The organism is Rhodopirellula sp. P2 (assembly GCF_028768465.1).
GTDB lineage: Bacteria > Planctomycetota > Planctomycetia > Pirellulales > Pirellulaceae > Rhodopirellula.
Window position 1 is genome coordinate 1,847,819 of sequence record NZ_CP118225.1, and the last position, 24,819, is coordinate 1,872,637.

19 protein-coding genes are annotated in these 24,819 nt (G+C 58.0%); 7 read left to right on the plus strand and 12 right to left on the minus strand.

The annotated features are described in order from the left end of the window. Positions 1-49 precede the first annotated feature (49 nt). Together PSR62_RS06475 and PSR62_RS06480 are read left to right on the plus strand one after the other, a co-directional pair. Positions 50-880, plus strand: coding sequence for a phosphoribosylformylglycinamidine synthase subunit PurQ (locus PSR62_RS06475; protein ID WP_274406994.1), 831 nt, complete (start codon positions 50-52; stop codon positions 878-880). Beyond that, positions 868-1,749, plus strand: coding sequence for a class I SAM-dependent methyltransferase (locus tag PSR62_RS06480; protein WP_274406995.1), 882 nt, complete (start codon positions 868-870; stop codon positions 1,747-1,749). Before PSR62_RS06475 ends, PSR62_RS06480 begins: the two co-directional genes overlap by 13 nt. On the opposite strand, the gene PSR62_RS25645 is transcribed toward PSR62_RS06480, so the two are convergent. The 12 genes from PSR62_RS25645 to hpf all read right to left on the minus strand — a co-directional run bounded on the left by PSR62_RS25645 (position 1,738) and on the right by hpf (position 19,313). Beyond that, on the minus strand, positions 1,738-1,911 hold the full coding sequence (locus tag PSR62_RS25645) for a DUF1589 domain-containing protein (protein WP_443217403.1): 174 nt from the start codon (positions 1,909-1,911) through the stop codon (positions 1,738-1,740). The genes PSR62_RS06480 and PSR62_RS25645 overlap by 12 nt on opposite strands. Then, positions 1,905-5,558 (minus strand): cytochrome c biogenesis protein, encoded by a 3,654-nt coding sequence (gene ccsA, locus PSR62_RS06485; RefSeq protein ID WP_338020143.1) that lies wholly within the window; start codon positions 5,556-5,558, stop codon positions 1,905-1,907. The genes PSR62_RS25645 and ccsA overlap by 7 nt, the downstream gene beginning before the upstream one ends. 67 nt (positions 5,559-5,625) lie before the next feature. Continuing rightward, positions 5,626-6,888 (minus strand): hypothetical protein, encoded by a 1,263-nt coding sequence (locus PSR62_RS06490; protein ID WP_338020175.1) that lies wholly within the window; start codon positions 6,886-6,888, stop codon positions 5,626-5,628. A 1,235-nt stretch (positions 6,889-8,123) separates the two neighbouring features. Further along, complete coding sequence (locus PSR62_RS06495) at positions 8,124-10,304, minus strand: FdhF/YdeP family oxidoreductase (protein ID WP_274406998.1); 2,181 nt, start codon at positions 10,302-10,304, stop codon at positions 8,124-8,126. 128 nt (positions 10,305-10,432) lie between these two features. Further along, on the minus strand, positions 10,433-11,770 hold the full coding sequence (locus tag PSR62_RS06500) for a sulfatase family protein (RefSeq protein ID WP_274406999.1): 1,338 nt from the start codon (positions 11,768-11,770) through the stop codon (positions 10,433-10,435). Between the two features lie 28 nt (positions 11,771-11,798). Continuing rightward, a complete protein-coding gene (locus PSR62_RS06505; protein WP_274407000.1) occupies positions 11,799-13,361 on the minus strand; it encodes a sulfatase family protein in 1,563 nt (520 codons plus the stop codon). 5 nt (positions 13,362-13,366) lie between these two features. Then, entirely contained in the window at positions 13,367-14,971 is a 1,605-nt protein-coding gene (locus PSR62_RS06510) for an Rne/Rng family ribonuclease (RefSeq protein WP_047815838.1), read from the minus strand. Positions 14,972-15,082: 111 nt separating this feature from the next. After that, entirely contained in the window at positions 15,083-15,784 is a 702-nt protein-coding gene (locus tag PSR62_RS06515) for a TIGR03936 family radical SAM-associated protein (RefSeq protein ID WP_274407003.1), read from the minus strand. After that, a complete protein-coding gene (gene ptsP / locus PSR62_RS06520) occupies positions 15,781-17,526 on the minus strand; it encodes a phosphoenolpyruvate--protein phosphotransferase (RefSeq protein WP_274408175.1) in 1,746 nt (581 codons plus the stop codon). Before ptsP ends, PSR62_RS06515 begins: the two co-directional genes overlap by 4 nt. Before the next feature lie 391 nt (positions 17,527-17,917). After that, entirely contained in the window at positions 17,918-18,265 is a 348-nt protein-coding gene (locus PSR62_RS06525; RefSeq protein ID WP_047815836.1) for an HPr family phosphocarrier protein, read from the minus strand. 142 nt (positions 18,266-18,407) lie between these two features. Then, a complete protein-coding gene (locus PSR62_RS06530) occupies positions 18,408-18,887 on the minus strand; it encodes a PTS sugar transporter subunit IIA (protein ID WP_047815835.1) in 480 nt (159 codons plus the stop codon). An 84-nt stretch (positions 18,888-18,971) separates the two neighbouring features. Continuing rightward, positions 18,972-19,313 carry a ribosome hibernation-promoting factor, HPF/YfiA family gene (hpf, locus tag PSR62_RS06535; protein ID WP_047815834.1) on the minus strand — a complete coding sequence of 114 codons (342 nt, stop codon included), beginning with the start codon at positions 19,311-19,313 and terminating at the stop codon, positions 18,972-18,974. Positions 19,314-19,576: 263 nt separating this feature from the next. Here hpf and PSR62_RS06540 point away from each other — a divergent pair, with 263 nt between their 5' ends. From PSR62_RS06540 to PSR62_RS06560, 5 genes are all read left to right on the plus strand, one after another. Next, positions 19,577-19,867: a hypothetical protein gene (locus tag PSR62_RS06540; RefSeq protein ID WP_047815833.1), complete on the plus strand. Its 291-nt coding sequence runs from the start codon at positions 19,577-19,579 to the stop codon at positions 19,865-19,867. An 11-nt stretch (positions 19,868-19,878) separates the two neighbouring features. Beyond that, positions 19,879-20,958 carry an agmatine deiminase family protein gene (locus PSR62_RS06545; RefSeq protein WP_274407004.1) on the plus strand — a complete coding sequence of 360 codons (1,080 nt, stop codon included), beginning with the start codon at positions 19,879-19,881 and terminating at the stop codon, positions 20,956-20,958. Between the two features lie 471 nt (positions 20,959-21,429). Then, positions 21,430-23,211, plus strand: a complete 1,782-nt coding sequence (locus tag PSR62_RS06550) for a hypothetical protein (RefSeq protein WP_274407005.1) — start codon at positions 21,430-21,432, stop codon at positions 23,209-23,211. An 87-nt stretch (positions 23,212-23,298) separates the two neighbouring features. Next, positions 23,299-24,216 carry a sugar phosphate isomerase/epimerase family protein gene (locus PSR62_RS06555; RefSeq protein ID WP_274407006.1) on the plus strand — a complete coding sequence of 306 codons (918 nt, stop codon included), beginning with the start codon at positions 23,299-23,301 and terminating at the stop codon, positions 24,214-24,216. Between the two features lie 21 nt (positions 24,217-24,237). Then, positions 24,238-24,621 (plus strand): group I truncated hemoglobin, encoded by a 384-nt coding sequence (locus PSR62_RS06560; RefSeq protein ID WP_274407007.1) that lies wholly within the window; start codon positions 24,238-24,240, stop codon positions 24,619-24,621. Positions 24,622-24,819 lie beyond the last annotated feature (198 nt).

A 24,819-nucleotide genomic window follows, 5' to 3' on the forward strand; every position in this document is an offset into this window, starting at 1 on the left:
TTTGCGGATTGGATTTTGTTCACCTACCTGCCTGAAAAGCTGCTTTTCCATGCCTCAGCCTCGCGTTCTCGTCCTGCGTGCTCCCGGTACCAACTGCGATGTCGAAACCGCTCATGCCTTTGAGTTGGCCGGTGCGGTCGCCGAACGCGTCCACGTCGGGCGTTTGATGGAAAACGCGGCTTTGGCGAGCCGCTACCAAATCCTTTGTCTTCCCGGCGGATTCAGCTATGGCGACGACATCGCGGCCGGCCGAATTCTGGCGACTCGGATGCGGCGGCACCTGGGCGATTTGATGCATCACTTCGTCGACAGCGGCGACAACTTGGTGCTGGGGATTTGCAACGGGATGCAGGTTTTGATGCGATTGGGCGTTTTGACCAGTGGCGTCGGGCAATTGCAAACGGCGGGCGGCCCCGCCGATTCGGCGGACGACTCCGTTCCACCCGCCACATTGACCTGGAACAATCACGGTCGATTCGAAGATCGCTGGGTGAACTTGGCCGTCGACAAAACGCCTTGCGTGTTTCTGCGAGACATCGAGCAAATGTATTTGCCAATGGCTCACGCTGAAGGCAAGTTCATCGCCCGCGACGCAGAGGTATTGGAAGAGCTGCGATCGGCTGGACGACTGGCTCTGCGATACTGTGAACCATCCGGTGAGATCCAATCCGAGACGTTGCCGTTCCCAATCAATCCCAACGGTGGTGACGCCAATGTGGCCGGAGTGTGCGATGCCAGCGGACGTGTGTTTGGTTTGATGCCGCACCCCGAGCGTCACATTGATGCGACTCAGCATCCGTTTTGGACTCGTCGCAAAGAGCAGCCTGAACACGGTGAAGGACTGCAGATGTTCCGAAACGCGGTGGAGTGGTTTGCTTGAGTGAGCCTGTGACGCCCGTCGAAGAGTCGGAAACTCGGTTCGCTTTTGGTCAGAACTGGGCGTCTTTCCTGGATCGCTTTGACTCGGAACGGTTGCAGCACGCGACGTCTTCTTTGAAGACGCTCTTGCAAGTGGAATCACTGGCAGGCAAACGATTCCTCGACATTGGATCCGGCAGCGGCCTGTTTTCTTTGGCGGCTGTTTCGATGGGTGCCGAAGTCGTCAGCGTGGATTTGGACGACGACAGTGTGGCTTGCACGCGCCAACTTCGTGAGCGAGCGATCGCGGAGAATCCTGCTCTCGTGGATCGCTGGCAGGTGCATCAAGGTTCAGCGTTGAACGCAGCATGGCTGACTTCGCTGGGGACGTTTGACGTGGTCTACAGTTGGGGAGTGCTCCATCACACCGGCCAAATGGACATGGCGATCGAGGCAACCTCATCAGTGGTCGCACCTGGTGGGCAGTACGCGATCGCGATCTACAACGACCAAGGCGGCGGGAGTCGCCGCTGGCTGCGAATCAAGCAAGGCTATCATCGTCTGCCTGCTTTCTTGCGACCGGCGTATGTCGTTCTGGTCGCAGGTTGCTACGAACTGAAGTTCGCACTCGCGAGGCTGGCCCGAGGTCGCAACCCGCTGCCGTTTGCGGATTGGCGAGCCAAAAAGTCGGATCGCGGCATGAACGCCTGGCATGACTGGGTCGATTGGATTGGTGGTTTGCCGTTTGAGGTCGCCAAACCCGAAGCCATCGTTCTACCGCTGCGTGAACAAGGGTTTGTCCTCGACAACCTGACCACCGTTGGATCGGGCTGGGGCTGCAACGAGTACGTGTTTCGACGCCTGGAAGAATCGGCGAAGTCATTGCCGTAGGCCAGGTTCCACCTGGCGATGGTTGTTGGCTGGACGATTTACCACGGCAATGACATGCCCGACCGCGAACACGCCTCGCTTTGTTCCAAAGCATCGGCGTGGTTGCCAGGTGAGACCTGGCCTACGACGAGGGCCTTGTTCGAAGGCCGCGGGATCTACGATTCATCGGAGACCGGGCTGCGGGAAGGGATGAGCAGACCGGCGGCGATGAAGGCGAATTGGGTGACGAAGAAGATCGCCAGGTTGCGAAGCATGCCTTCGGTGAAGCCATAGCTGTGCAGGCCAATTCCCAGTTCATTGGTGCCGAACCAGCTCCAGGCGGTGATGATGTTGCCACCGATCGCCAAGATGGCGAACCCGCGTGCCTTCACCATCCCGTCCCAGCGAGCGTGGAGCATCAATGCGTTCCAGATCACGATCAACAACGCTCCGTTTTCTTTCGGGTCCCAGCCCCAGAAGCGACCCCAGGAGTCATCGGCCCAAAGTCCGCCAAGGACCGTGCCGATGAAGCTGAACAGGATGCCAAAGCAGGAGGCTCCGTAGACACAGCGATACAAATCGCGGCGGGCTCGATCGCTGGCATTGATCCAGCCGGAAATCAAATACCCAATTCCGAGCAAGCCAGCGACGAGGGTCGCGACGTATCCCAGTGAAACACTGATCACGTGCGTGCTGAGCCAGAACTGGGTGTCCAGCACCGCTTGCAGGACGCCCATCGTTTCCGCTTGACCGACGTTCAGGGTCAGGTTGTAGGCGACTCGCAAGGTCATCATCCCCGCGACGGCGGCGAGCATGTTGCCGGTGCCGTAACGGAAGATGCGTTCGACCACCAAGCCGAACAGCACACCTGCCCAGCCGATGAAGATGGCGGAGGAATACAGGTTGATCACGGGAGCGCGTCCGGTGATGTACACCCGAGCCAGAATCACGATGGTGTGAATGACAAACGCGATCGCGATGGTGCCCCAAACCGCATTGCCCAGCCGAGGTGAATCCACGGCGAAGTAGATCAACCCCAGGATGATCGCCAGGATATAAAGTCCGGTCGCAATCGCCGTTGGGTTGGCGGCACCCAGCCATTGTTCCAGCGACACCGCAAAGTGATCGTAGCCGGGCACCTTGTAAGCTTGCACCGCGGTCAGGTGCGCGTCGACGGTTTTGTTGAAAGCCGCGGGGTCGCCGTCGCCATAGTCGCGAATCAATTCGCCAAAGGTACGAATGCCCGGTTGGCTGTCTTGGGGAGCGATTCCGTTCTTGGCCATGTTGAAGAACGCGGGCGCGAATGCGGTCCAGTCCGCTTGTTGTTCGCTGTCGGTGGCTTGTTCCATCGAAGGTGGGATGATCGCCGGAGCCGGCATTTGTGCCAGGCTGTTCATCTGCCGTTCAAGCTGACGGAGCGCGAACAATTGGCGAGTTTGTTCATTGGTACCCTCAGGGAAGAACTCGGCAGGAATGTCTTCGGGAACGGGCAATCGCATGGCGGCAGCGGCAACGGTGTACTGCCGCGTTCGCATATCCAGTTCAATCGCCTTTTTGTCTTTGAAGTCTTGGTCCAGCGATTCTTTTTCGCGAGCGTCCTTCACCATCTTTGTGAAGCGTTCCAGGTTTTCACCGATTTCATCGAGCGAATAGAGTTTGCTCTCGCGACGATCCAGGTCCAATTCCGCACGAATCTCTTCGGCGTCGATGCGGAACATGGGCAGGTAACGCAGCGCCGGTTCGTCGATGGCGACTTCCATCAGCCACTGAACCGCAGACAGCTTTTTGGTTTCGACTCGATCTTTGATCTCGCTCGGAGCGGCATCCAGTGGGAGCGAGTCCTTGTTGGTCATCGCCTTCATCGTTTGCCGGGCATAAGCGTCCAGCGGCATCACGCGTCCGCCGTATTGAACGGGGATTCGTCCAAGTGCCGCCAAGTCAAATTCGCTGGCTCGGTCGACGGGCTTCAGTTTGTTCTTCAGCGAGACACTGGGGGCGAGGATCACGGTGACCAACGCCGCGACCACCGCGAGATACACGATGACGGGCAGGTTCTTCCGGGAAGCGGGGGTGGCGGAGACCTCAATGCCTTCTGCAAAGGTGGAATCACCAGCCGATTCTTCGCTGCCGAATTCGGCCAGGGCTCGTTCGTTTTCACGCCGGCGACGCGAGATGAATCGCGTGAGTGTTCCCCAGAAGTGGACCAGCATTCCCAGCCCAGTGATGCTGCAGGCGACATACGGGATCAGCCAACCCGAGTTGCGGACGACTTGAATTCCGGTCAGCTCTTTTCCGCCAGGAAGAGGCGTGTAGTTCGATTGATAAAACGTTTCGCCCCGATAGCGAAGCGGGTTGTTCATCCAGACTCGTTCCTTGCGGTCTTCTCCGGTTTCGCTGTCGACGATGCGAATGAAGGACGAGTAATCGCGAGGTGTGTCGGTGTTGCTGTAGTTGACTCGTCGAACGTCTTCGAGCTGAACCCAGTACGGTTTGACTTCGCGGTGCAAACGCAATCCGAATTCGTATTCCTTGTCACCCACGGTGATGGAATCGAACATGTCTTTGGATGTTCCATCGGGGACCAACATTTCGCGATCGTTGATGGATTGACTGACCAGGAAGACGCCCAGCGATTCATCGGATTGGCGGTCGAGCAGTTCGACATACGCAGCGGGCAAGTTCATTGCCATGTCTGCGCCGCCCGATTTGGGGCGTTCAACGGCAGAGACTTCCAAACCGATTCCCTGAGTGGCAGGATCGTCGTCCTGACGGTCTTGGATTCCAGCGTTTTCGAGGTACCGGACCACTTTGATTTTGACGGGCAGCGAATCGTTTTCGATTGTCGACTTGTTCGACGCGGCGTCGGCCAATCTTTGAGCGGGAACAGCGACGACGTTCTGGAATTCCTCTTCGGTTTGGATGAACTGCAGTTCGACTTCGTCCAAGTTGACAAATGTGTTGGTCGATTGTCCTTCGACCAAGCTGAGGCGTTGCTCCATTTGGCGGTCACCGAAAGCAAACTGCCCAAACATCAACAACCCCACGCCGAGGTGCAGCAGCACGTTGCCGCCTTGTTTGCCAAACGCCAACTGGCAGCCGACCAACATGATCAGGCCAGCTCCGACGCCCTTGGCGAGTTGCCAGACGATCCGCAGTCCGGGATCGTCGATTCGGGTCCCTGTGAACAAGCTGTAGAACACGGTCACCGCCAGTGCCCCGGCCACGAAGTACGTTAACCACCGCAGGACGGGGAGTTTGACCGAGGAGGCCATCACGCCCGTCGCGACGGCACTGATCGATAGGATTGCCAGCACCACGGCCCACAGTCGCTCGTAAGACAGCCAGCTTGGCGGGGTGCCTTGCAGTCCATCGTCATTGTGCCCGGTGAAGACAATCACTCCGGCGACCAGGATGCCAGCAACCAACAGTGCGAGACCCGCTGCCAAGCGTCCGCCGCTGGCTTGCAATCGGAACCGAGTGATCTTGGCTGCAATCAGGTTGATCATCAGCAGCATTCCGATCATCGCTCCGCCAGGAAACGGCAGGATGCCCGGGATCGGCTGTGCGTGGCGATAGAAGGCTTGCGGGAAGAAGTCGTCCAAGTGCAACGGAGCGACCCACGAGAGGAAGTACCGTTGTTTGACCTCCTGCATGTTCATTTCGTCTTGAGCCAACGTGCCGACCAACACCAGCACAATTGACATCGCGAACAGAGCAACGGTGAACTTGAGCGATCCTGCCAGCGCGAGCAATCGTGATGGTGTGAGCCAACTCATCAAGGATGAGATTCGATCGTCAGTGGCGTGAGTATCGTTGGTGACGGTTGCCATCAGAAGACTCTTGAAGGGTGGGTTCGCCGCGGATGCGGTGGATAGGGCAGGGCGGTTGTTTTGAAGCTCAGTACTTCAGGGACTTCAAAAAACTACGCATCGCTTCGTCTTGGTCTGCGATCACATCGGCGGGGCCGACCATTTTAATGAACAGACTGAAATCATTTTCGAGCGGCACGATCGTTGCATCAATCGAGGATGCTTGGTTGTCGTCGCTCTTGCTGTCGTCGCTTTTGGCTTTGGGATGCAGGATAAACCGCTGAGCGTCGCGTCCGGCAACGGTCAGTTTTTCGGCGGATTCGAGAGCTTGGTCGACATCGGCGTCGTCGGGTTGGCCGCCCTCGACCTGTCCCATCCAGCGAGCCACGTTGCCACGCAGATCCCCGCCGGCGGTGATGACAGTGATCTCGGCGGAGGTTTCTTCGGGGCCTGCATTGAACGCCGCCATCCGCATCATGCTCATTCGTCCGTCACGCCATCCTTCGGGTTTTTCGAAGTCGAGAGCCGGATCGGGCTGGGGGGAGTCATCGCTGGTGGATTCTTTGGGGAAGGCCTTTTCTTTCGTCGCTGGCATCGATTTGCCACTGGCCTTGGCTTGTTCAATGGCTTCCTGTGCATCGCGTGGCAAACCCGCGTGTGGGTCGGATGCGGGAGCGGCATCTGATGATCCGCTGGTCATGGGACCACCGGCCATGGATGCAAACGGTGCTCCGCCGGCCATCATCGGTGGGCCGGAATCCGTGGGACGCCCCGTGACGTCGACCCAGATCGCGGGAACATCAGCAAATTCATCGGCGTCCGCGCCCGACCAAGTCATGGTCTCTGCCGAGGCCCACTCTTCCTTGCTTTCCGACAGCCCGACTTGTTTTCGCCAGCGGTTGACGTTCATGACGACCAGTGCGGACCAGTCATCCATGCGGGAAAGTTGGGAGACGCTGAGGTCGAGTTGTTGAACGGGGGTGTTGATGTCGAACGAAGCGAATCGCATCGCTTTGTCAGCGCCTTTTCGCCAGTCCGCTGGGACTGAGTCCAGGTTCGGTTTGCCGTCTTCGAACTCAATGTTCTCAACGAATTCGCGGAAGGTGTCCTCGATCGAGTCGACGGCTGATTCACGCCCCATGATCTTGAAGAACCACGCTTGGTCCTTTTGCGGCAAAATCGCAGCGATCATGCGGGTGTCTTCGGCGGCCAGGACCGCGGGCATTGTGGTCGGCACCTGGTAAGTGATGATCGGTGCTTCTTGCGAGCATCCAGCCAGGACGCTCAACCAGCCAAGGCACATCAGGCTGGCAATGATCGAGACGCCTGAGGTCCGGCAGAAATCAGGCAGGCGACGAATGGGGAACGACATAGGTGGGGCGACGAAGAGTGTGGGGAGGCGGGGAGCAGCGGGCAAATCGCATTGGAATGGCTCGATCCTGGCAATTTCACCAGAAACGTTGTCTGAAAACCGCCATCCATCATGGTGACTGATTTTCTCGCGAATCCAAGCTCAGATTAGCTGCTATGACTACTGAAACGCGACCGCAGTCGGATTTGTTCTCATCGCGAAGTCAATGGATTGCGAGAGAGGGGTGTTTTCGGTGGTGGGGGGTGGCAAAGCGTCGCGGGCTCGGGGCTGCCACGGTTTCGGGAGGGAAGTCGGAATCCGGGTGAATTCGGCAAACCCCGCAGGGGTGACAGGAGCGGATTTGGGTTGTGCGACCTGTCGTCCCTTTCGGGACTTGGGGAAATGGTTTGCTGCGTTGTCCATTGGCTGACGCCAACGGCTAAAACCTGCCGCCACTTCGTGGCTTTTTCGGCTGTCGTCGCTCTGGGGCTGGTGTGTGGAGGTGCAACCGCGGAGCGGTGACAGGATGTCGCCACTGGCGTCAGCCTGTGGAAACGAAATCACGGGCATTCGGCAAACCCCGCAGGGGTGACAGGAGCGGATTTGGGTTGTGCGACCTGTCGTCCCTTTCGGGACTTGGGGAAATGGTTTGCTGCGTTGTCCATTGGCTGGCGCCAATGGCTAGAACCTGCCGCCACTTCGTGGCTTTTTCGGCTGTCGTCGCTCTGGGGCTGGTGTGTGGAGGTGCAACCGCGGAGCGGTGACAGGATGTCGCCACAGGCGTCAGCCTGTGGAAGCGAAATCACGGGCATCCGGCAAACCCCGCAGGGGTGACAGGAGCGGATTTGGGTTGTGCGACCTGTCGTCCCTTTCGGGACTTGGGGAAATGGTTTGCTGCGTTGTCCATTGGCTGGCGCCAATGGCTAAAACCTGCCGCCACTTCGTGGCTTTTTCGGCTGTCGTCGCTCTGGGGCTGGTGTGTGGAGGTGCAACCGCGGAGCGGTGACAGGATGTCGCCACAGGCGTCAGCCTGTGGAAGCGAAATCACGGGCATCCGGCAAACCCCGCAGGGGTGACAGGAGCGGATTTGGGTTGTGCGACCTGTCGTCCCTTTCGGGACTTGGGGAAATGGTTTGCTGCGTTGTCCATTGGCTGACGCCAACGGCTAAAACCTGCCGCCACTTCGTGGCTTTTTCGGCTGTCGTTGTGCTCTGGGCTGGTGTGTGGACGCGCGATCACTCTGGCGCAACGCGGACGACCACGCCTTTGAAAGCGGGCGTTTTGCTTTGCGGGTCGGCGTAGCGTGCGACCAAAACATTCGACTCGGGGTAATACATCAATGCGTTCCCGGCACGAATCTTTTCGTAGCCACGAGCCAGGATGCCGGGCATCGATCCAATCTCGTTCTTGACTGTCACGCGTTGATCGTGCGTCAGCCCGAGTCGTTGGAGGTCATCCGGGTTCATGAGGATGATGTCCCGGCGATCTTGGTTGCGATAAAGGTCTTCTTCTTCATAGACGACGGTGTTGAACTGACCTTCGCTGCGGACCGTCATCAGACGCAATTCGTTTTCAGCGGTGCCTTTGAGATGGGGGATCGAGTGGCAATGCAGTACCGCCCGCCCGTCTTCGGTGCCAAATTGGGGCTCGTAGAACGTGCGTCCGTCGATCTGGAACTCCTCTTTGGTTTGGTCGATCGAGCCGATTTTTTCGTAGCCGGGCACAACGCGGCCGATCCAATCTCGGATCGTGGAGGTGTGATGCATCTGTTTCCAATCGATGCCTTTGGCGTCGGGGAGCAGACGCTCGCCGAGCGTCGCGATGACCTCGACTTCGCTCCGCGGTCCTGGCAATCGGCGAGGCCCGCCGTCGCTCAGCCTGACGAAGTTGAACATCGATTCTTGCGTGGTCGGTTCAGGTTCTTCGTCCCGTGCGAGGACGGGCAAGATGATGGTTTCTTTGGCCAATCCGTGAGCGTGTCCCGTGTTCATCGTGGTGTTCATCATCACGTTGAGGTCGAGATTCGAAAGGGCTTTGTCTGCGAAGGTTGCGTCGGGGTTGGAGCCGAACAGGTTGCCGCCCAAGCAGAAGCCGGCTTTGATTTTGCCTGTTGCGGCGTCTTCCATGCAGGCGAGGGTGTCGAGGCCTTCGGTCGTGGGAAGTTCGACGCCGAAGTGTGCTTGCAATGCGTCAAAGATTTGTTGTTTGAGTTTTGGCGTGACGCCGACGCTGCCGATGCCTTGCACATTGCTGTGCCCGCGAATCGGCATCAGGCCACTGCCTGGGCGTCCAAGCATGCCGCGAACCATCGCAAGGTTGGCGATCGCTTGGACATTTTCAACGCCGTGAGCGTGGTGGGTGATTCCCATGGTCCACGAGAACACGGCGCGTTCGCTCTTGGCGTACACCGCCGCGATCGATTCCATTTCGGATCGATCGATGCCTGATTTGCGTTCGAGTTCTTCCCACTCAAACGTCTGCAGAGCAGCGAGGTATTCCTCGTGGCCGCGGCAGTGTTTCTGCAGGAACGGCAGGTCGATTTGGTTGGTTTCTTGCAGTGATTTCGCGATGCCCCACAGCAACGCCAGGTCGCCACCGATGTGTGGTTTGATGTAGTGCGTCGCGACCTTGGTGCCTTTGAGCAACGAGATCGGATCGCTGGGGATTCGGAATTTGACCAGACCTGTTTCTTCGACCGGGTTGATGACGATGACTTTCCCACCGCGACGGCGGACGTGCATCAGGCTGGTCATCAGCCGCGGGTGATTGCTGGCTGGGTTGCCGCCGATCAAGAAGACGCAGTCGGATTTCTCCAGGTCTTCGAGTTGGATCGTTGCCGTTCCGCTGCCGATGCTGGACTGCAGCCCGACGCCGCTGGCTTGGTGACAATAGAAGCTGCAATTGTTGACGTTGTTGGTGCCATACACGCGAGCGAGCAACTGCAACAGGAAACCCGCTTCGTTGCTGCTGCGACCGCTGAAGTACCAAAACGTTTCTTCGGGCGACAGCGATGCCAGTTTGCCAGCGATGGTGTCGAAGGCTTCTTCCCAGGTGATCGTCTCGTAGTGCGAGTCCCCTTGCCGGTAGCGAACCGGATGGATCAAGCGGCCGAGATGTTCCAGTTCGCGGGGTGTCATGGCCGCGAGTTGTTCGACCGAAGTCCTTTTCCAGAATGGCGGTTCAATTCCGGGTTGCATGTCCGCGACCATGGCCTGCAAGCTCTTTTTGCAGACTTCGGGGAAAGAGCCCGTTTCATTGACCATCCCGCCTTTTTGACCCCCCATGCCGACCGCACAGGTCTTGCAAGAGTTTCGAGTCCGCATGGCTTTGTAGAGCTTCCAAATGCTTCCGGTCTCACGTCCTTTCTTGAACGTGTACCAAATTGCCCGGAAGCCACCACCGCTGCCAACTTTCATCGAATTCGACTTTTTAGATTGAGGGAGGAGTGGAATTCGTCGGGAATGACGGCCTTCACAGTGATTTCCCGAAAGTCTTGACGACTTCCGCTACTTCACTCGTCGTTCCCGCGATGGCGAATCGAAGATCATGCTGAGTCCGGTGAATACCATTCGTCCAGCAAGGACTGCAGGGCTTCAACCGTCTCGGGCTTTTGATCCGCCAAGTTTTGGTTCTCGTGCGGATCCTTCACCACATTGTAGAGTTCGGGCGATTCACCCGTCATGCGACTGGATGGATCGATCAACTTGTAATCGCCTTGGATGACCCAGCGATATTGCAAACTCGCTGCCGGATCGTCCATGGACTGGATGTCGTGTTCGAAGATCTCTCCATAGATTGCGTCGCGCAGTTCCAGCTCATCGGGATCAAGAACATTGATTCCGGGCAAGTTTTGCGGAACCTCGAAACCAAGCAGGTGCTGAACCGTTGGGACCACATCGATGGTGGATGCCAGGTGCGTGGTGTCCATTCGGGGCTCGATCACGCCGGGCAAGCGGTACATGATCGGGGTGCGGGTTCCGCCTTCGTTGGGGCTGCGTTTGCTGCGTGGGGCATATCGACTGGCGGCGGTTTCGTTGATCCAGCCGTTGTCGGTGACGTAGACGACGAGCGTGTTTTCGGCGAGCGAATGTTTGTCGAGCAGACCCAGCAGTTCGCCGCAGGTTTCGTCAAACCATTCGCACATCGCCCAGTACTTGGCCATCGGCAGCGAGTCGGTTTGGTCTCGGTATTTGGCCAGCAAACGCTCTGGTGGATTGTGCGGCGTGTGTGGCAGGAAAGGTGCGTACCAGAGATAGAACGGTTGTTTCTTGTCTTGCGTGTCAGTCAGGAAGTCATCGATGACTTGCATTCCTTCTCGCCCAACTTTCAGTCCCTCGTCGCCATGGCGACCGTTGCGGGTGAAGTCACCATGGGTCATCGCGTCGGTGAATCCTGCTCGAGATGGTTTGCCTTCCCACCACTTGCCCGTTTGCAGACTGCGATAGCCATGGGGGGCAAGTCGTTCAGGGTGGCAGTCCAGTTGGTCCACGTGCTGCAGGTAATCCATCCGGTTTTTGACGTAAGCCGGATCGTTGTGCGCTGGTCGACGCTGGCCGTCTTCCATGCCAGCCCATGGTGGATCGTTTCCAACAATTCCATGTTGGTGCGGGTAGAGACCGCTGATGATGGTGGCGAGCGAAGGACGGCACAGGCTGACCGGTGAATACCCGCGGGTGAATGTCAGGCTTTCCTTGGCCAGACGGTCCAGGTTGGGTGTCTCGATCTGGGGGTGTCCCATGAACGAGTAGTCGGTCCAAGCCTGGTCGTCACTGAGGATGACAACGACGTTCAGGGGGGCATCTTCTGCGGAGGTGGAATCCTGGAACAGGAGAGCAAAGCAAATTGCTGGCAACGCCAGCAGCCAACGGTGGGAAGCGTTCATGTTTGGTGGGGCTGGATGGAGGTGGGAGTCACTGACCCGAAAAGTATTGCTTCGGAAAAGTGGCCTGGGGAGATTGGTTCGCATCGCGAAGCGGGAACCGTGGACCGTGGTCTTCCAGCAAAGGCATCTCCATGCCAGTGCTGTTTTTCAACCGTTTCCAAAGTTGCTGGTTCAACGATTCGACGTGTTCAGCATACCTCGGATCATGGATTAAGTTTTGCATTTCTGCTGGGTCAGACTCGAGGTCGTAGAGTTCGTCTCGGTCCCACAATCCGTGGCAGCGGATGTACTTGAAACGGCCTCCGATGACCGCATGCAACGTCGGTGTGTGCGGGTAGTTTCGTTCCCAGTAGTACTCGTAAAGCAGCGTGCGATCGTTCAGGGACGAGGCGTCGCCGGAACAGAGGGCTTGCCAGACGCTGCGTCCGTTGATGTTCTCTAGCTTGGGGGCCTGAGCAGCCTCCAGGAGTGTGGGGGCGATGTCGATGTTGCCAACCAAACCGTCAAATGGGACGCCCGCGGGGACTTTGCCTGGGGCGACAACCAGCAACGGAACCTTGGCGCTGGCTTCATACGCGGTGCGTTTGTCGATCAGCCCGTGGTCTCCAAATTGGAATCCGTTGTCGCCCATGTAGACGACGATGGTGTTCTGATCGAGCTGTTGTTGTTTGAGGAATTCTCGAAGTCGGCCAACCGAGTCGTCCACCGCCAACAGCGATTCGCAATAGCGACGGTAGTAAACCTCGGGGCTGAATCCGGGCAAGTTGTATCCGAAGTCAACGCCATGGCGGCTGTTGCGTTGGTTGCGAACCCACATGGGTTTGTTGCCCGCCGCCATCGCTTCGATGGTCGGGATCTCGATCGGCAACGCTTCGTTGTCATAGCGACCGCGATGCCGGTCGGCAGGAACAAAGTCCGCATGCACGGCTTTGTGGCTGACGTACAAAAAGAACGGTTTGTCAGGGTCGCGGTCTGTGAGCCAGTCCAGCGAGTAGTCCGTCAATTCGTCGGTGATGTAACCGCGTTGAGGAACGCGTTTGCCGTTGACGTTGAAGCCGTCGTAAGTGGTTTGCGGGACTTCGCGAGTGGTCCCGTGACCGTCGGGCCAGTAAGTGCCTTGCCCTCGGAAAGAGACCCAGTGATCAAAACCTCGTTGCGGGTCATCGATGTCGCCGCCCATGTGCCACTTGCCGATGAACGCGGTTTGGTAACCGGCAGCCTGCAGTGTCTGAGGGAAGAAAACCAGGTTCGGGTCGACCGCGTGGTAGTTGTCGACCACGCGATGATTGTGCGCGTACTGGCCCGTCAAGATCGATGCGCGACTGGGGGAGCACAGCGAGGTGGTCACGTACGCTCGACGAAGCATGGCTCCATCGTGAGCCATGGCATCGAGATGGGGTGTTTCCAAGAACGGGTGCCCCGCGGCGCCCAGGCAATCAAAGCGATGGTCATCGCACAGGATGAACAAAATGTTGGGCTGGGGATCAGCGGTCGCCGTCGGGGGCGTGCAGAGGCACACGGTCACCAGCAGCGACAAAAACCCAATCACAAAGCGAGTTCGTGATTGGGTGGTGGAGGCATCCATTGTCATTGGGATCAGGAGTCGATTTCGACGCGTTCGCCGTGCTCGTCACGGCAATCCACTTCCAGGTGTTCCGGGAACAGTCCTTCGCTTCCGAGGATTTGAACGGTCATGTTACCGGATTCTTCCATCTCGCTGACGGTGCGACGTTTCTTGTTGTTCAAGAACGCGGAAACTTCGTCATTGACGCGAACGGTGACGCGAACGATGTGTTTGTTCTTGACCGCCAGTGCCAGCATGCGGACGACTTCGATCGACATGCTCTCGGGAGTCTTGACCAATCCGCGGCCTTCGCAGCAAGGACAGTCTTTGTAGATGCTCCGTTTCAGGCTGGGGCGAATCCGCTGGCGAGTCATTTCGATCAAGCCAAACGGGCTGGTTCGAAGGATTTTCGTGCGGGCGCGGTCGTTGGCCATCGCATCGCGAAGGACGCGTTCGACTTTGCGACGATAGCTTTCTTTTCGCATGTCGATGAAGTCGTTCACGATCACGCCGCCCAAGTCACGCAGGCGAAGTTGTCGAGCGATTTCTTTGGCCGCGGCGATGTTCAGTCGGAAGGCGTTTTCTTCCGCCGAGGCGTTGCCGCGGAAGTTGCCGCTGTTGACGTCGATTGCCACCAAGGCTTCCGTCGGGTCGATCACGATCGAACCCCCGTCGGGCAAAGCAACCTGGCGTTGGTTGATCTTCACGATCTCCTCTTCCAAGTTGTATTTGTGGAACAGGGGGCCGGGGCCGTCGTAGTATTTCAGGCGATCGACGACGCGAGGCATGACCATTTTCAGGAAGTCGCGAGCCTTTTCGTAGGACTCTTTTTGATCGATCAGGATGTGATCGATGTCGTCGCTGTAGATGTCGCGAATGGTCCGAATGATCAAATCGCTTTCTTCGTAGATCTCACCCGGTTCAGTGGTGTTTTCGACTCGGCGAACGATTGCTTTCCACAGACGCAACAGGTAGTCCATGTCACGTTGCAGTTCGTCTTCGCTGCGTCCGGCGCCGGCGGTGCGGACGATGAAGCCGAGGCCCTTGGGTGGGCTGAGCGACAGCAAGCATTTTTTCAAACGTTTGCGGTCATCTTCGTCTTCGATCTTGCGACTGACACCAACCCGCGAGAGCGCGGGCATGAGCACGAGATAACGACCTGGGATCGAGATGTAAGTGCTGAGCGTGGGGCCTTTGTTGCCGATGCCTTCCTTGATGACTTGCACCAGGACTTCATCGCCGCGTTTGAAAACTTCTTGGATGGGAGGTTTGTTGCGAGGTCGTCCACCCTTGAAGACTCGCGTGCTGCCACGTCCCGATTCGCGGTTGCGTTGGGCGGCAGCTTCGGCCATTTCATCCGATTCCCGCATGATTTCTTCGGGATCGTAACCGCCTTGGCGGAAGTATTGCGGCTCGATGTCACTGATGTGCAAGAAGCCATTTCGGCCCACGCCAAAGTCGACAAATGCCGCTTGGATGCTGGGTTCGAGATTGACGATCTTGCCGCGGTAAATGTTGCCGGAGTAATTCTCAACGCTCTTCCGCTCGACGTACAGCTCTTCCAGTCGATTGTTCTCGACCACGGCAATACGGCTTTCTTCGGGCTGAAGCACGTTGATCAGCATTTCACGTTTCATCTAAGTCACCTCTTCTTCTGTGTTAAGCCGGCTTGATGTGATTGCCAACAAGGACGGTCACATGGACGCCGACGTTACGAAAGTATGTGGGTGCTCCTGAGTCAGGAGCGTTTAATTCGGGTTCGGCCCTTGGAGTTCAACGCCGGTGCGAACGATGGTCGCGCCGCGTTCGGGCCAGTCGCTCAGGTCCAACAGATCGAGCACGTCCTGCATTTTCAGGGACGCTCCGTCAGCCAGGACCATGCGAGCAAACAGTTGGTTGTCCTGCAGTTCGATCGTGGGCAAGTGCTCCTTCACGATCGCCGTGACCGTCTTGCCTTTCCGTTCGACGGAGACCGTTTCTTGGTGTTGCAGTGCCTCGATGTTTTGATTGACTTGGTCGCGTTTGGATTCGTCCCAGTCGTCGGGCAAGGACACGGTGTACAGGGTCGCGGCGATCTGAGCCTTTTTTACCCCATCGGGAATCTTCTCGACGGAGTGGATCGTGAGGCCGGGTTGTTCATCACCACGCAATCGTTGTAGCAATTCGTCCGCTTCGAGGTCTTCGCAAAGATCGATTTCGGCCACTTCGTCGAGGCTCTCGATTCCCAGCGGCAGGGCCGAGGGGAACGCGATTCGAGGCGTGGGGTGAAAACCTTCTGTCATCGACAAGGGCAGGGCGACTCGTCGTGCGACACGTTCGAACAGCAGCGCCAAGTCGCGGTGGCTGATCCAACGCAACAGGCCCGTTTTTGCAAAGCGGACGCGATAGCGAATCCGCAGTTGATCCAGCGGATGCAGGTTGGGCGATTGCCGAGACGGCCGTGTTCTCATTGCATCACCAATTCAGGAGCCAGGTCGGCCAGTCGATCCAGCAGATACAGGTCGACATCGCGAGCTGCTTCTAGCTTCATCACGCGTTCCGCGATCGCTTGGCATTGTTCGATCGAAACGTTGCGAATGACCTTTTTCACTCGAGGCAATGCCGAGGGCGGAACGCTGAGGTTGCGAACGCCCATGCCCAACAGCAGCAGCGCGCGGCCTGGGTTGCTGCTCATTTCGCCGCAAACGCTGACTGGCGTTTGGCTTTGAGCTGCCACATCGATGCTCCGCTGGATCAGTCGCAGCACCGCCGGGTCGCTCGATTGATAAAGGTCGGCGACGTATTCGTTGCTGCGGTCGACAGCCAAGGTGTACTGAGCCAAGTCGTTGGTGCCGATGCTGAAGAAGTCCACTTCTTTGGCGAAGTGTTCCAGCATCATCACTGCGGCGGGGACCTCGACCATCATTCCGACCGGCAAATCGCTGCGGTACGGGAGGCCGGATTCGTGCAGGTCTTCCGCGACCACGTTCAGCAGCATGCGGGCCTGGCGAAGTTCGTTGATTGTGGTGATCAAGGGGAACATCACACGAACGTCGCCGTGTATGGCGGCTCGCAGAACGGCCCGGAGTTGCGGCCGGAACACGTCCAGGTTGCGGAGTGACAGCCGGATGCTGCGGAGTCCCAGGAATGGATTGTTTTCGCGATGGGCCATGTTGCCACGGCCCATTTTGTCGGCGCCCAGATCGAGCGTCCGGATCACCACCGGGCGGCCGTCCATCTTCTGGACCACTTCCGAATAGGCCTGGTAGTGATCTTCTTCAGACGGTTCGTCGTCGGAAGACAGGTACAGGAATTCCGTGCGATACAGCCCAATTCCATCGGCGCCGCGCTCGATGCAGGCGGCGGTTTCGTGGGGGAACTCGATGTTCGCGTTGAGTTGAATGCGAACACCGTCGGTGGTTTCGGCGGGCAGTTGGCTGAGTTCTGCCAAACGCACCGCGAGTGAGCGACGGTACTCGGCTCGTTGCAGATAGTTTTCCAGGACGTCGTCGTCGGGATCGACGATCAGTTTGCCGCGGTCCCCGTCGACGATCACGCAGTTGGATCCGGCGATTTGGTGCAAGAAGTCCCCGATGCCAACCACGGCCGGGATTTCCAGCCCTTTGGCGACGATCGCGGTGTGACCACCGGGGCCGCCGATTTCGGTGCAGAAGCCTTTGACGTATCGGCGATCCAGGTTGGCTGTTTCGCTGGGCGTCAGCATGTGCGAGAGCACGATGACCGGTTCGCTGAGGTCCGACAGCGGTTGGCGAGTGACAGCCCCGAGTTGCATCAGCAATTGACGCTCGATGTCCAGCACGTCTTGGGCGCGATCCGCCAGCAGCGGGTTGTCGAGTCGGCGTAGAGCGGAGGCGTAGTTGTGCAGCACACCACTGACGGCAAAGGCCGCGGATTGCCGGTCTTCACCGATCCGACGTTGCAATTCGGAGTGCAGTCGCGGGTCGTGCAGCATCTGCAGTTGAGCCGCGAAAATATCGCCGGTGGAGCGCCCAGCGGTGGCTGTGGTTTCAAGCCGGCTGTGTTCCAGGTGGGCGCTGACCAAGTCGACCGCCGTGTGCAGACGCGCGAACTCATCCTCGACGTCAGACGCCGGGACGATGCAACGCGGGATGCGGTATCCATCGGCGTCCAGCACCAGGGCTGGACCGATGGCGACACCCGGTGAAACGGGAATGCCTTGCAATTCAAGCATCATGCTTCGATGCCGAAAAACTCGATCCGATTGATTTCTTCTTGTGCGTTCAGCAGTCGATTTGTGCGGGGCACAAACCAGGCTTGCCAACCAATGATTGTCATGAATTTCCCGGCGGTGGGGGTTTGCCCACCCAGGAGGTTCGCGGAGCGTGTGAATCACACCGGTCGCGACGGTCCCCGCGGTTCCTGAGTTGGGCTCGCGGGGCGGGAGGAGGCTGTGTCGAAACGGAACATCATGAGCGCCGAGGATGGGCGGATGATGAGCGGTTTCGGCGGGACGCTTCGTGCCGGATGTTTCTTCGATGGTTGGGTGAAAAGCTGCTTAAACGCGAACCGGCACCACCGGGCAATGGGAAAAAAGGATCGGGAAAAACGACATTTGGATCTCTCTACGAGGGTGATTGGTCAGGAGAATCGCTGGTGCCACCGGCCGAGCAGGCAGGTGAACCAGTGGTCTCATCGAGTTCGTGGAAGCCGAGATCGAACAATCGAGCGACGGCTTCAAGGGCTTGTTCGGCGTCTTGTCCTTGGGCGGAAACCGTGAGGTCAGTCCCCTCGGTGGCTCCGAGTGTCAACAGAGACAGGATGCTTCGGCAGTCCACCTTTTCAGAACCCTTTTGAAGGAAGATCTGAGATTGGAACTCCGATGCGCAGCGAACCAGCAAATCCGCTGGGCGGGCATGCAAACCTTGGCGATTGAGGACACGAACAGAACGCTCGTGTAGGGGGGCACTCATGCGATCACCGCGGGGCGGGTGACAGTGGAATCAACAGTGCGAACAGGGACATCAAGCACAGGGCCACCCCAGAGTGGAACTGGCCGTGAGCTGTTGCCTCGGTGTTCGTTCATGTTGAAGGATTGGTTCAGCAGGAAAACGTTCAACCGGCGGCAAACTGGTTGTCGTCGGCTTCTTGCAGCAATTGTTGGATGTCGTCTGGGGTCTTGCTCTGTTTGAGAAAGCGGCAGAACGATTCATCTCGCAATTGGCGAGAAATGTTCTCGAGAGCACGCAGGTGATCGCCGGGGCGTTCGGGCGGGCTGATCAAGAGGAAGAACAGTTGAACGCGTTCGCCGTCGAGCGAATCGAAATCAACGCCTTGCTCACTGACGCCCACGGTGCCAACGAGTTGTTGAACGCTGGGGTGTTTGGTGTGAGGGACGGCGACGCCACGGCCGATGCCGGTGCTGCCGAGCTCTTCCCGCTTCATGATGGCAGCGACGATATCGTCACGCTGGTCAGCGGAGATTTCGCCAGCATCGAGAAGCGATTGGACCAGTTCGTCGATCACCGCTTCTTTGGTTGTGGCGGTCAATTCGGCGCGGATGGCACCGGTTTTTACAAAGTCGGAGAACTTCATGGAACAAATTGTCTGAAATGCGAATGAATGGAAGCGTTTAGCTGTAATGCCGGCACGGATTCGCAACGAGGACGGGCCGAGGGCTCATTCCTCGTTGGTGTCGACGCTTTCGATGTGTTTGTGGGCGGTGGCGCGATGTTCGGTCTTCTTCTCTTTCAACTTTCGCAATTGCTGTTCAGCTTTCGGGATGGCTGCGTCCAAGGCAGCGATGACGGTGGTCGCCTCCGCGTGCGCGATCAAATCATCCGAATGCTCGACAGAAATCCGAAATTCGACATGGGGTTTGTCGAGGTTTTCGAGGTCGATGGTGACGTCGATCGCATTCACTCGATCGTAAAGACGTCGCAGTTTGAGGGCCTTTTCTTCGACCAAAGCTTGGTCGCCGGGTTGCAATGCCCCGTGCCGGGCGGAAACGTTCACCTGCATGCTCAACCTCTTGCTGTTTTATTATTTGAGATTCGTGCGACCGAACCTAGAAAGCTAATGATAGCCGTGTCGGGTCTGTCGTCCACAAAGCCAAGCGTAGCCGACTTTGTCGCAGGGGAACAGCGATCCTTTTTGGCAATTTTGAACATTGCTTGCAGCTTTACAGCCTAGCCCCGTGACAAAACGCCTGCGAATGGATACGCTTCGCGGTTCGTCCACTGATTTTTTGATTGTCCACCCTCCAACCCCCACAGCTTTGATTTATGGCTCGAAAGGTCATCAGCCGTCAGGAAAAAGCTGCCGAAGCAGAAGCCGCTGAAAAGTTGGCCGCTGAGGCCAAGCGGAAGAAAGCGTCCAGCCGAAAAACCAAAAAGGCAGCCGCCGATGTTCGCTTGCGACTTTATTGGGGCGTCTTCAGTCAGAACTTGAAACGGGTTGCCGTTTTTGAGTTTGACCAAAAAGACGAGGCGCTCAAGCGATCTGAAGAGCTGAGCAAGGGGGGCAAGGCGCCTCACTTCGTTCAGAAGGTCAAGGAAGAGATCCGGGTCGAATAAGGCAGCCGCCAGTGAACGTGCCGGTTTCCCAGTCTGCAGCCGGTGCGTCAGCGTCGGGCTGCTATCGCTTTCCTGCCGAATGGGAGCCTTGTGAGGCCGTTTGGTTGGCTTGGCCCCACAATCGCGACACTTGGCCGGGCCATTTTGGCCCTGTGCCAGCTGCTTTCGCTCGATTTGTCCACGCGATCCATCAGTCGACCCCGGTGCGGATTTTGGCATCGGGATCCGTTGCAGAGGATTGTCGTGGTTGTCTGTCGAAAATCGGGCTGTCCGAAGGTGATTCGTTGCAGATCATCGACGTTCCCACCAACGATTGTTGGGTTCGGGACTACGGGCCAACCTTTGTCTTTGATTCACAGCAAGAAAAAATGGCCGTGAACTGGCGGTTCAACGCCTGGGGCGGGAAATACGAGCCGTTTGATGCGGACGCTGCCGCGGGAGCGAAGATCGCGAAATGGGCTGGTCTGCGGCGAATCGACGGCGGTTTGACAATGGAAGGCGGGGCTCTGGAAACGGACGGGGCAGGGCGTTTGTTGGTCAATCCAGGCTGTTTGATTGATCCTGCTCGCAATCCCGGTGTGTCAAAGGAGCAGATCTCGCAGCGTCTGAATCAGTGCCTTGGCGTTCATGAAATTGTTTGGGTCGATGGTGGCGCTCCGGCGGGGGATGACACCGATGGGCACATCGATCAGATCGCTCGGTTCTTGGATCCGGAAAACGTTGTCTGTGCCGTGGCGGATTCCGAGGAGGACGCCAGTTTCGCGGGTTTGGAAGCGAATTTCCGCAAGTTGAGGCTGTGGTCACGGCAAACGGAGCCCGCCGTGACCGTGCATCGTTTGCCGACCCCGGCACCCCGTGAGGTGGATGGTGCCGCTGTGCCGCAGAGTTACTGCAATTTTCTGCGGTTGGGGGAAGGGCGGATGCTGGTGCCGACATTTCAGTCAGCCGAGAGCGATGAGCGGGCGTTGGCCTTGTTTCGTCGGCTGTGCCCGGGTGTTGAGGTGGTTGGGGTGGACTGTTTTGACATTGCTTGGGGGCTGGGGGCGCTTCATTGTGCCAGTTGCCACGAGCCGGCTGGATTTCGGGTCTGAAGCGTCGGGGACGCTTTTTCGGCGGTTTGGGGCGCGGTTGGAGGTCATTTTTGATTCGCCGAGGCTCGAATTTCGGTTCGAAACCCTCGAAATCGAGCTGGCGGCGTTGATTCGCCCTTGGGCGAAAATCCTCCGAAGGGTATACCTAGCGGCTTGACAATCCGACGGATCGTCCATTGATGCCGCGCTCGTCGCGATGCCTCGCCGCCCCCATCACAAAATTGCTCGAGAAAAATCGGGTGCCAGAGGGACACTCTTGTAGAGAAGAGGGTGTCAGCGGCGGGGAGCGAGGCCCGATCAATCGATGTCGGTCGGCCCACGAACCGGTTTCCTGCACGCAGGCAGAATCCAAGCCGCGATTGAAGCCAGTTCAGATCATTGCACACTTTTTGTCGACGCACAGCTAACGCATTCCGGGCCTTTCTAGATGGGCTTGTTCGGATCGCTGGTTGGCGTCGCATTGGAAACCACATGCCAGACAATTGGAATATCCTCGCGAGTTTGTTGGGGACACCCAAGCCGCCGGATCGCCCTGCAGCCAAAGTTGAACCCGAAAAACCTGTCGCAGAACCTGAGGCCACCGCGGAATCTCGCGAGCCAAAGGAAAAGGAAGCCGCTTCAAAGCAAGAGCAGCCTGCTGAGTCTGCACCGAAGAAGGCGCCTGCCTTCTCGGATGTTGAACAGGGGGCTGACGACGTGTTGCAGGCTTTGGCCGCCGTCAAACCACCGCCGAAATTGCCAGGTTTTGGCGTTTCAGCTGAGGACGAGGATGAATCCGAGGGGGATTCCCCCGCGGGATTCGGAGACGCGGAAGGCAAGATCTCGAAGCGAGAAACACAGCTGAAATCAGGCGGAGAGAAATCCCCCGCTGCCAAGCGTGATCGCAAGCATCGCGGTGCCCCTGATTTGGGCGAACCGCCTCGCAAACGCGGTGGCGGCAGTGGATTCGCAAGCGGGATTCTCGGAGACGATGATTCGGATGTCGTGGACGACTTCGATCTCGACGTTCTGGATGATGAGTCTGATCTCGTCGTTGCAGGCACCGTCGAAATTGAAAGTTGGGACGCGGATTCGGTTGACGAAGACGAATCGCCCTCCGCAACCAAGCCTGAACGCGAGCGAAATGGCCGCGGTCGTGGTCGTGGCGGACGCAGTCGCCGTGGTCGCGATTCAGAAGACTCGCAGGACGAGTCCGCTGAATCCAAGCCCTCGGAGCCAAAGCCGTCGGAAGCGAAATCCAGTGGTGGTCGCGGTGGCCGTCGCGGTCAGCGGCAGAAAATGTCGGGGTCGGACGTTGTCGTGGAGGCTCGTCCGGAGCCCGCTCGCGGTGAACGTGAGGAATCGGATTCGGAAGCATCTGAAACTCGCGGGCGTCGCCGACGCCGGGGTGGACGTCGCGGCGAGCGATCGGATTCCGATCGTGGATCCGAAGAACGCCCCAAGGCTGAACAGCCAATCGCCGAACGCAGCGAACGCAGTCGTTCCGGTGGACGTGACGAGGGACGCACAAAAGCTTGGGATGATTCGGATCTGGAATCCGATGACGATTCCTTCGCAGCGGACTTGTTCGTCGACGATGGTTCGGTTGATGAACCGGCCGCCGAAAGTGATTCGAAGCGTTCAAAAGAAGATTCTGAGGATGACGAACCCCGCGCGGGCCGTCGGCGTTCGCGTCGTGGTGGCCGTCGACGTGGTGGACGCGGACGAGAAGAACGCGAGTCTTCCGAAGTGAAGGCACGCAGTGGTCGCGATTCCGAATCTGAAAAGGAAGACGACTCGTTTGAGGACGAGTTGCCGCGATTTGCATTCGCCGACGATGACGATTCCGTTGATTCGGAGCTCGAAGAATCTGACAGCGACAAAGAAAGCGACGACAAAGAAACTCGATCCCGAGGTCGTTCGCGATCTCGCGGGGGTCGTAAACGAGAGCGTGACGGCGACCGTGAACGTTCGGGCGGTTCGGATCGCTCAACAAGTTCGGAGCGTTCGGGCAGTTCCGATCGCGACGGCAATTCAGATCGTGAAAGCGGTTCAGAGCGTTCCAGCGGAGCTGGCCGTGATGGCGAGCGATCTTCGTCTCGTGGACGTCGTGGGGAACGCAAGGATTCTCGCAAGAAGGATCCGGATGTTCCGACTTGGGACGAAATCGTCAATCAGATTGTTGACAGCAATTTGAAGGGCCGCAAAACCCAGCCTCCACGTGGAGGCCGCGGTCAATCTGGCGGCGGCAGCTCTCGCGGTCGTCGTCGTTGATGGTGATGGCGGTGTTCGTCACCGCTTTGCTGTCCCAATCGTCTAGCCACCCCAAACAATCCATCCAAAATCAATCAAGGAATCTCCATGTTTAAAAACTTCTGTCCTTCCGCGCTTGGCATCAACGGTCGTCAAAGCGAGTTGATCGAATTGGCCCTGACTTACGCTTTTCGCGGCATGGACGTCGACATGCACGACATGCTTCGTCGTTCGCAGCGAACCACGTTCGAAGACGCTTCGAAGTACCTCAAGGCTTCGGATATCAAAATCGGCTCGTTCCAATTGGCGATCGATTTGGATTCCGACGACGACACGTTCACCGCCGCAGTGGCTCAACTGCACCCGCTTGGCGAAATCGCTCAGCAGCTCGGTGCAGAGCGCGCTTTGATTCGCGTTCCAGCGGCGACCAATCGTTTGCCGTTCAACGAGTTCTTCGATGTCCAGCGCAACCGCTTGGGGCAAATCGCAGATGTCTTGGGCCAACGCGAGATCAAGTTGGGCGTTGGGTTCCGAGCTGGGACGGAATTGCTAGAAGGCAAAGAGTTCACCTTCGTCAACAACGTGGAGACTTTCCGTGCGTTGGTCGACGCGGTGCCGAACGAAAACGTGGGCTATGTGATCGATACCTGGGACTGGGTTGTTGGCGATGGTGCCATGGACCAACTCAGCGAAATCTCGGGCGAGAAGATTGTTGCGTTGCGTCTCGGGTCGGTTCCCGCCGAAGCTGACATGGCGACCGTGAAGTCGACCGATCGTTTGCTTCCGGAGTTGAACGGCACGACCTTGGATCACGTGAAGGTCGTCAGTCACCTGAACGAAACCAACTTCAGTGGCCCGATGAGCCCCACGGCCTCGACGTCGCAGTACAAAGGTCAGACCCGCGAATTCTTGGTTCAAAAATCGCAAGAAGCGATCGATGGAATCTGCAAAGAGGCCGGCATGACCGTGGCTCCGTTGCCCATGGATTTGATCGAAGACATTCCTTACGAACCGACCCCCATGTGATCCAGCGGGAGAACTTCCATTATGAGTCAATCTGAAGTCGACTTGTTAGACCAACTCGGCGGCACCGACGGGATCCGTCGCGTCGTCGACGAGATGTATGTCCGCGTGCTAGCGGACCCCGAGTTGACTCATTTCTTTGAGGGAGTTCCGATCGAGAAATTGGCGCGGATGCAGGCTGAGTTCATCGCTTCGATCACTTCGGGCGAAATTGAGTACACGGGTGCGGACCTCACCAGGGTTCACGCCGGTCGTGGAATCACCCGAGCCCATTTCTCAACGTTTTGTGGTCACTTGACGGATGCGTTGGAGGCGAACAATGTCTCTTCGCATGCCATCCATCAGGTGCTCGGCAAGTTGGCGATGTACAGCGATAAAGTCACCGGGTCGAGCAACGTCGACGGTTGATGCAACGCCGCCAAGAGGGGCGTTCGCGTTTGTCTGTTGGGGAGCGGAACTGGTCAACGGTTGGTTGATTGCGTTCTGTTCGTCTGAGCGGCAAGACGCACGCCGCTTGTTTTGACTGCCTTGCAGCCGACGGCGATCGCCAGGTCGCTTTTGGCTGTCCCGGTCGACCGGATTTGGGCGACCGGATCCAGGCTACCG

Bases quoted from the DNA above. Each gene is read 5' to 3' on its own strand.
- ccsA (WP_338020143.1), bottom strand. From the start codon at position 5,558: ATGGCAACCGTCACCAACGATACTCACGCCACTGACGATCGAATCTCA.
- hpf (WP_047815834.1), bottom strand. From the start codon at position 19,313: ATGCAGGTGAACGTTTCCGCCCGGCACGGGGCATTGCAACCCGGCGAC.
- PSR62_RS06555 (WP_274407006.1), top strand. From the start codon at position 23,299: ATGTTTAAAAACTTCTGTCCTTCCGCGCTTGGCATCAACGGTCGTCAA.
- PSR62_RS06530 (WP_047815835.1), bottom strand. From the start codon at position 18,887: ATGAAGTTCTCCGACTTTGTAAAAACCGGTGCCATCCGCGCCGAATTG.
- PSR62_RS06560 (WP_274407007.1), top strand. From the start codon at position 24,238: ATGAGTCAATCTGAAGTCGACTTGTTAGACCAACTCGGCGGCACCGAC.
- PSR62_RS06525 (WP_047815836.1), bottom strand. From the start codon at position 18,265: ATGAGTGCCCCCCTACACGAGCGTTCTGTTCGTGTCCTCAATCGCCAA.
- PSR62_RS06500 (WP_274406999.1), bottom strand. From the start codon at position 11,770: ATGAACGCTTCCCACCGTTGGCTGCTGGCGTTGCCAGCAATTTGCTTT.
- PSR62_RS06540 (WP_047815833.1), top strand. From the start codon at position 19,577: ATGGCTCGAAAGGTCATCAGCCGTCAGGAAAAAGCTGCCGAAGCAGAA.
- PSR62_RS06550 (WP_274407005.1), top strand. From the start codon at position 21,430: ATGCCAGACAATTGGAATATCCTCGCGAGTTTGTTGGGGACACCCAAG.
- ptsP (WP_274408175.1), bottom strand. From the start codon at position 17,526: ATGCTTGAATTGCAAGGCATTCCCGTTTCACCGGGTGTCGCCATCGGT.
- PSR62_RS06495 (WP_274406998.1), bottom strand. From the start codon at position 10,304: ATGAAAGTTGGCAGCGGTGGTGGCTTCCGGGCAATTTGGTACACGTTC.
- PSR62_RS06510 (WP_047815838.1), bottom strand. From the start codon at position 14,971: ATGAAACGTGAAATGCTGATCAACGTGCTTCAGCCCGAAGAAAGCCGT.
- PSR62_RS06515 (WP_274407003.1), bottom strand. From the start codon at position 15,784: ATGAGAACACGGCCGTCTCGGCAATCGCCCAACCTGCATCCGCTGGAT.
- PSR62_RS06505 (WP_274407000.1), bottom strand. From the start codon at position 13,361: ATGACAATGGATGCCTCCACCACCCAATCACGAACTCGCTTTGTGATT.
- PSR62_RS06475 (WP_274406994.1), top strand. From the start codon at position 50: ATGCCTCAGCCTCGCGTTCTCGTCCTGCGTGCTCCCGGTACCAACTGC.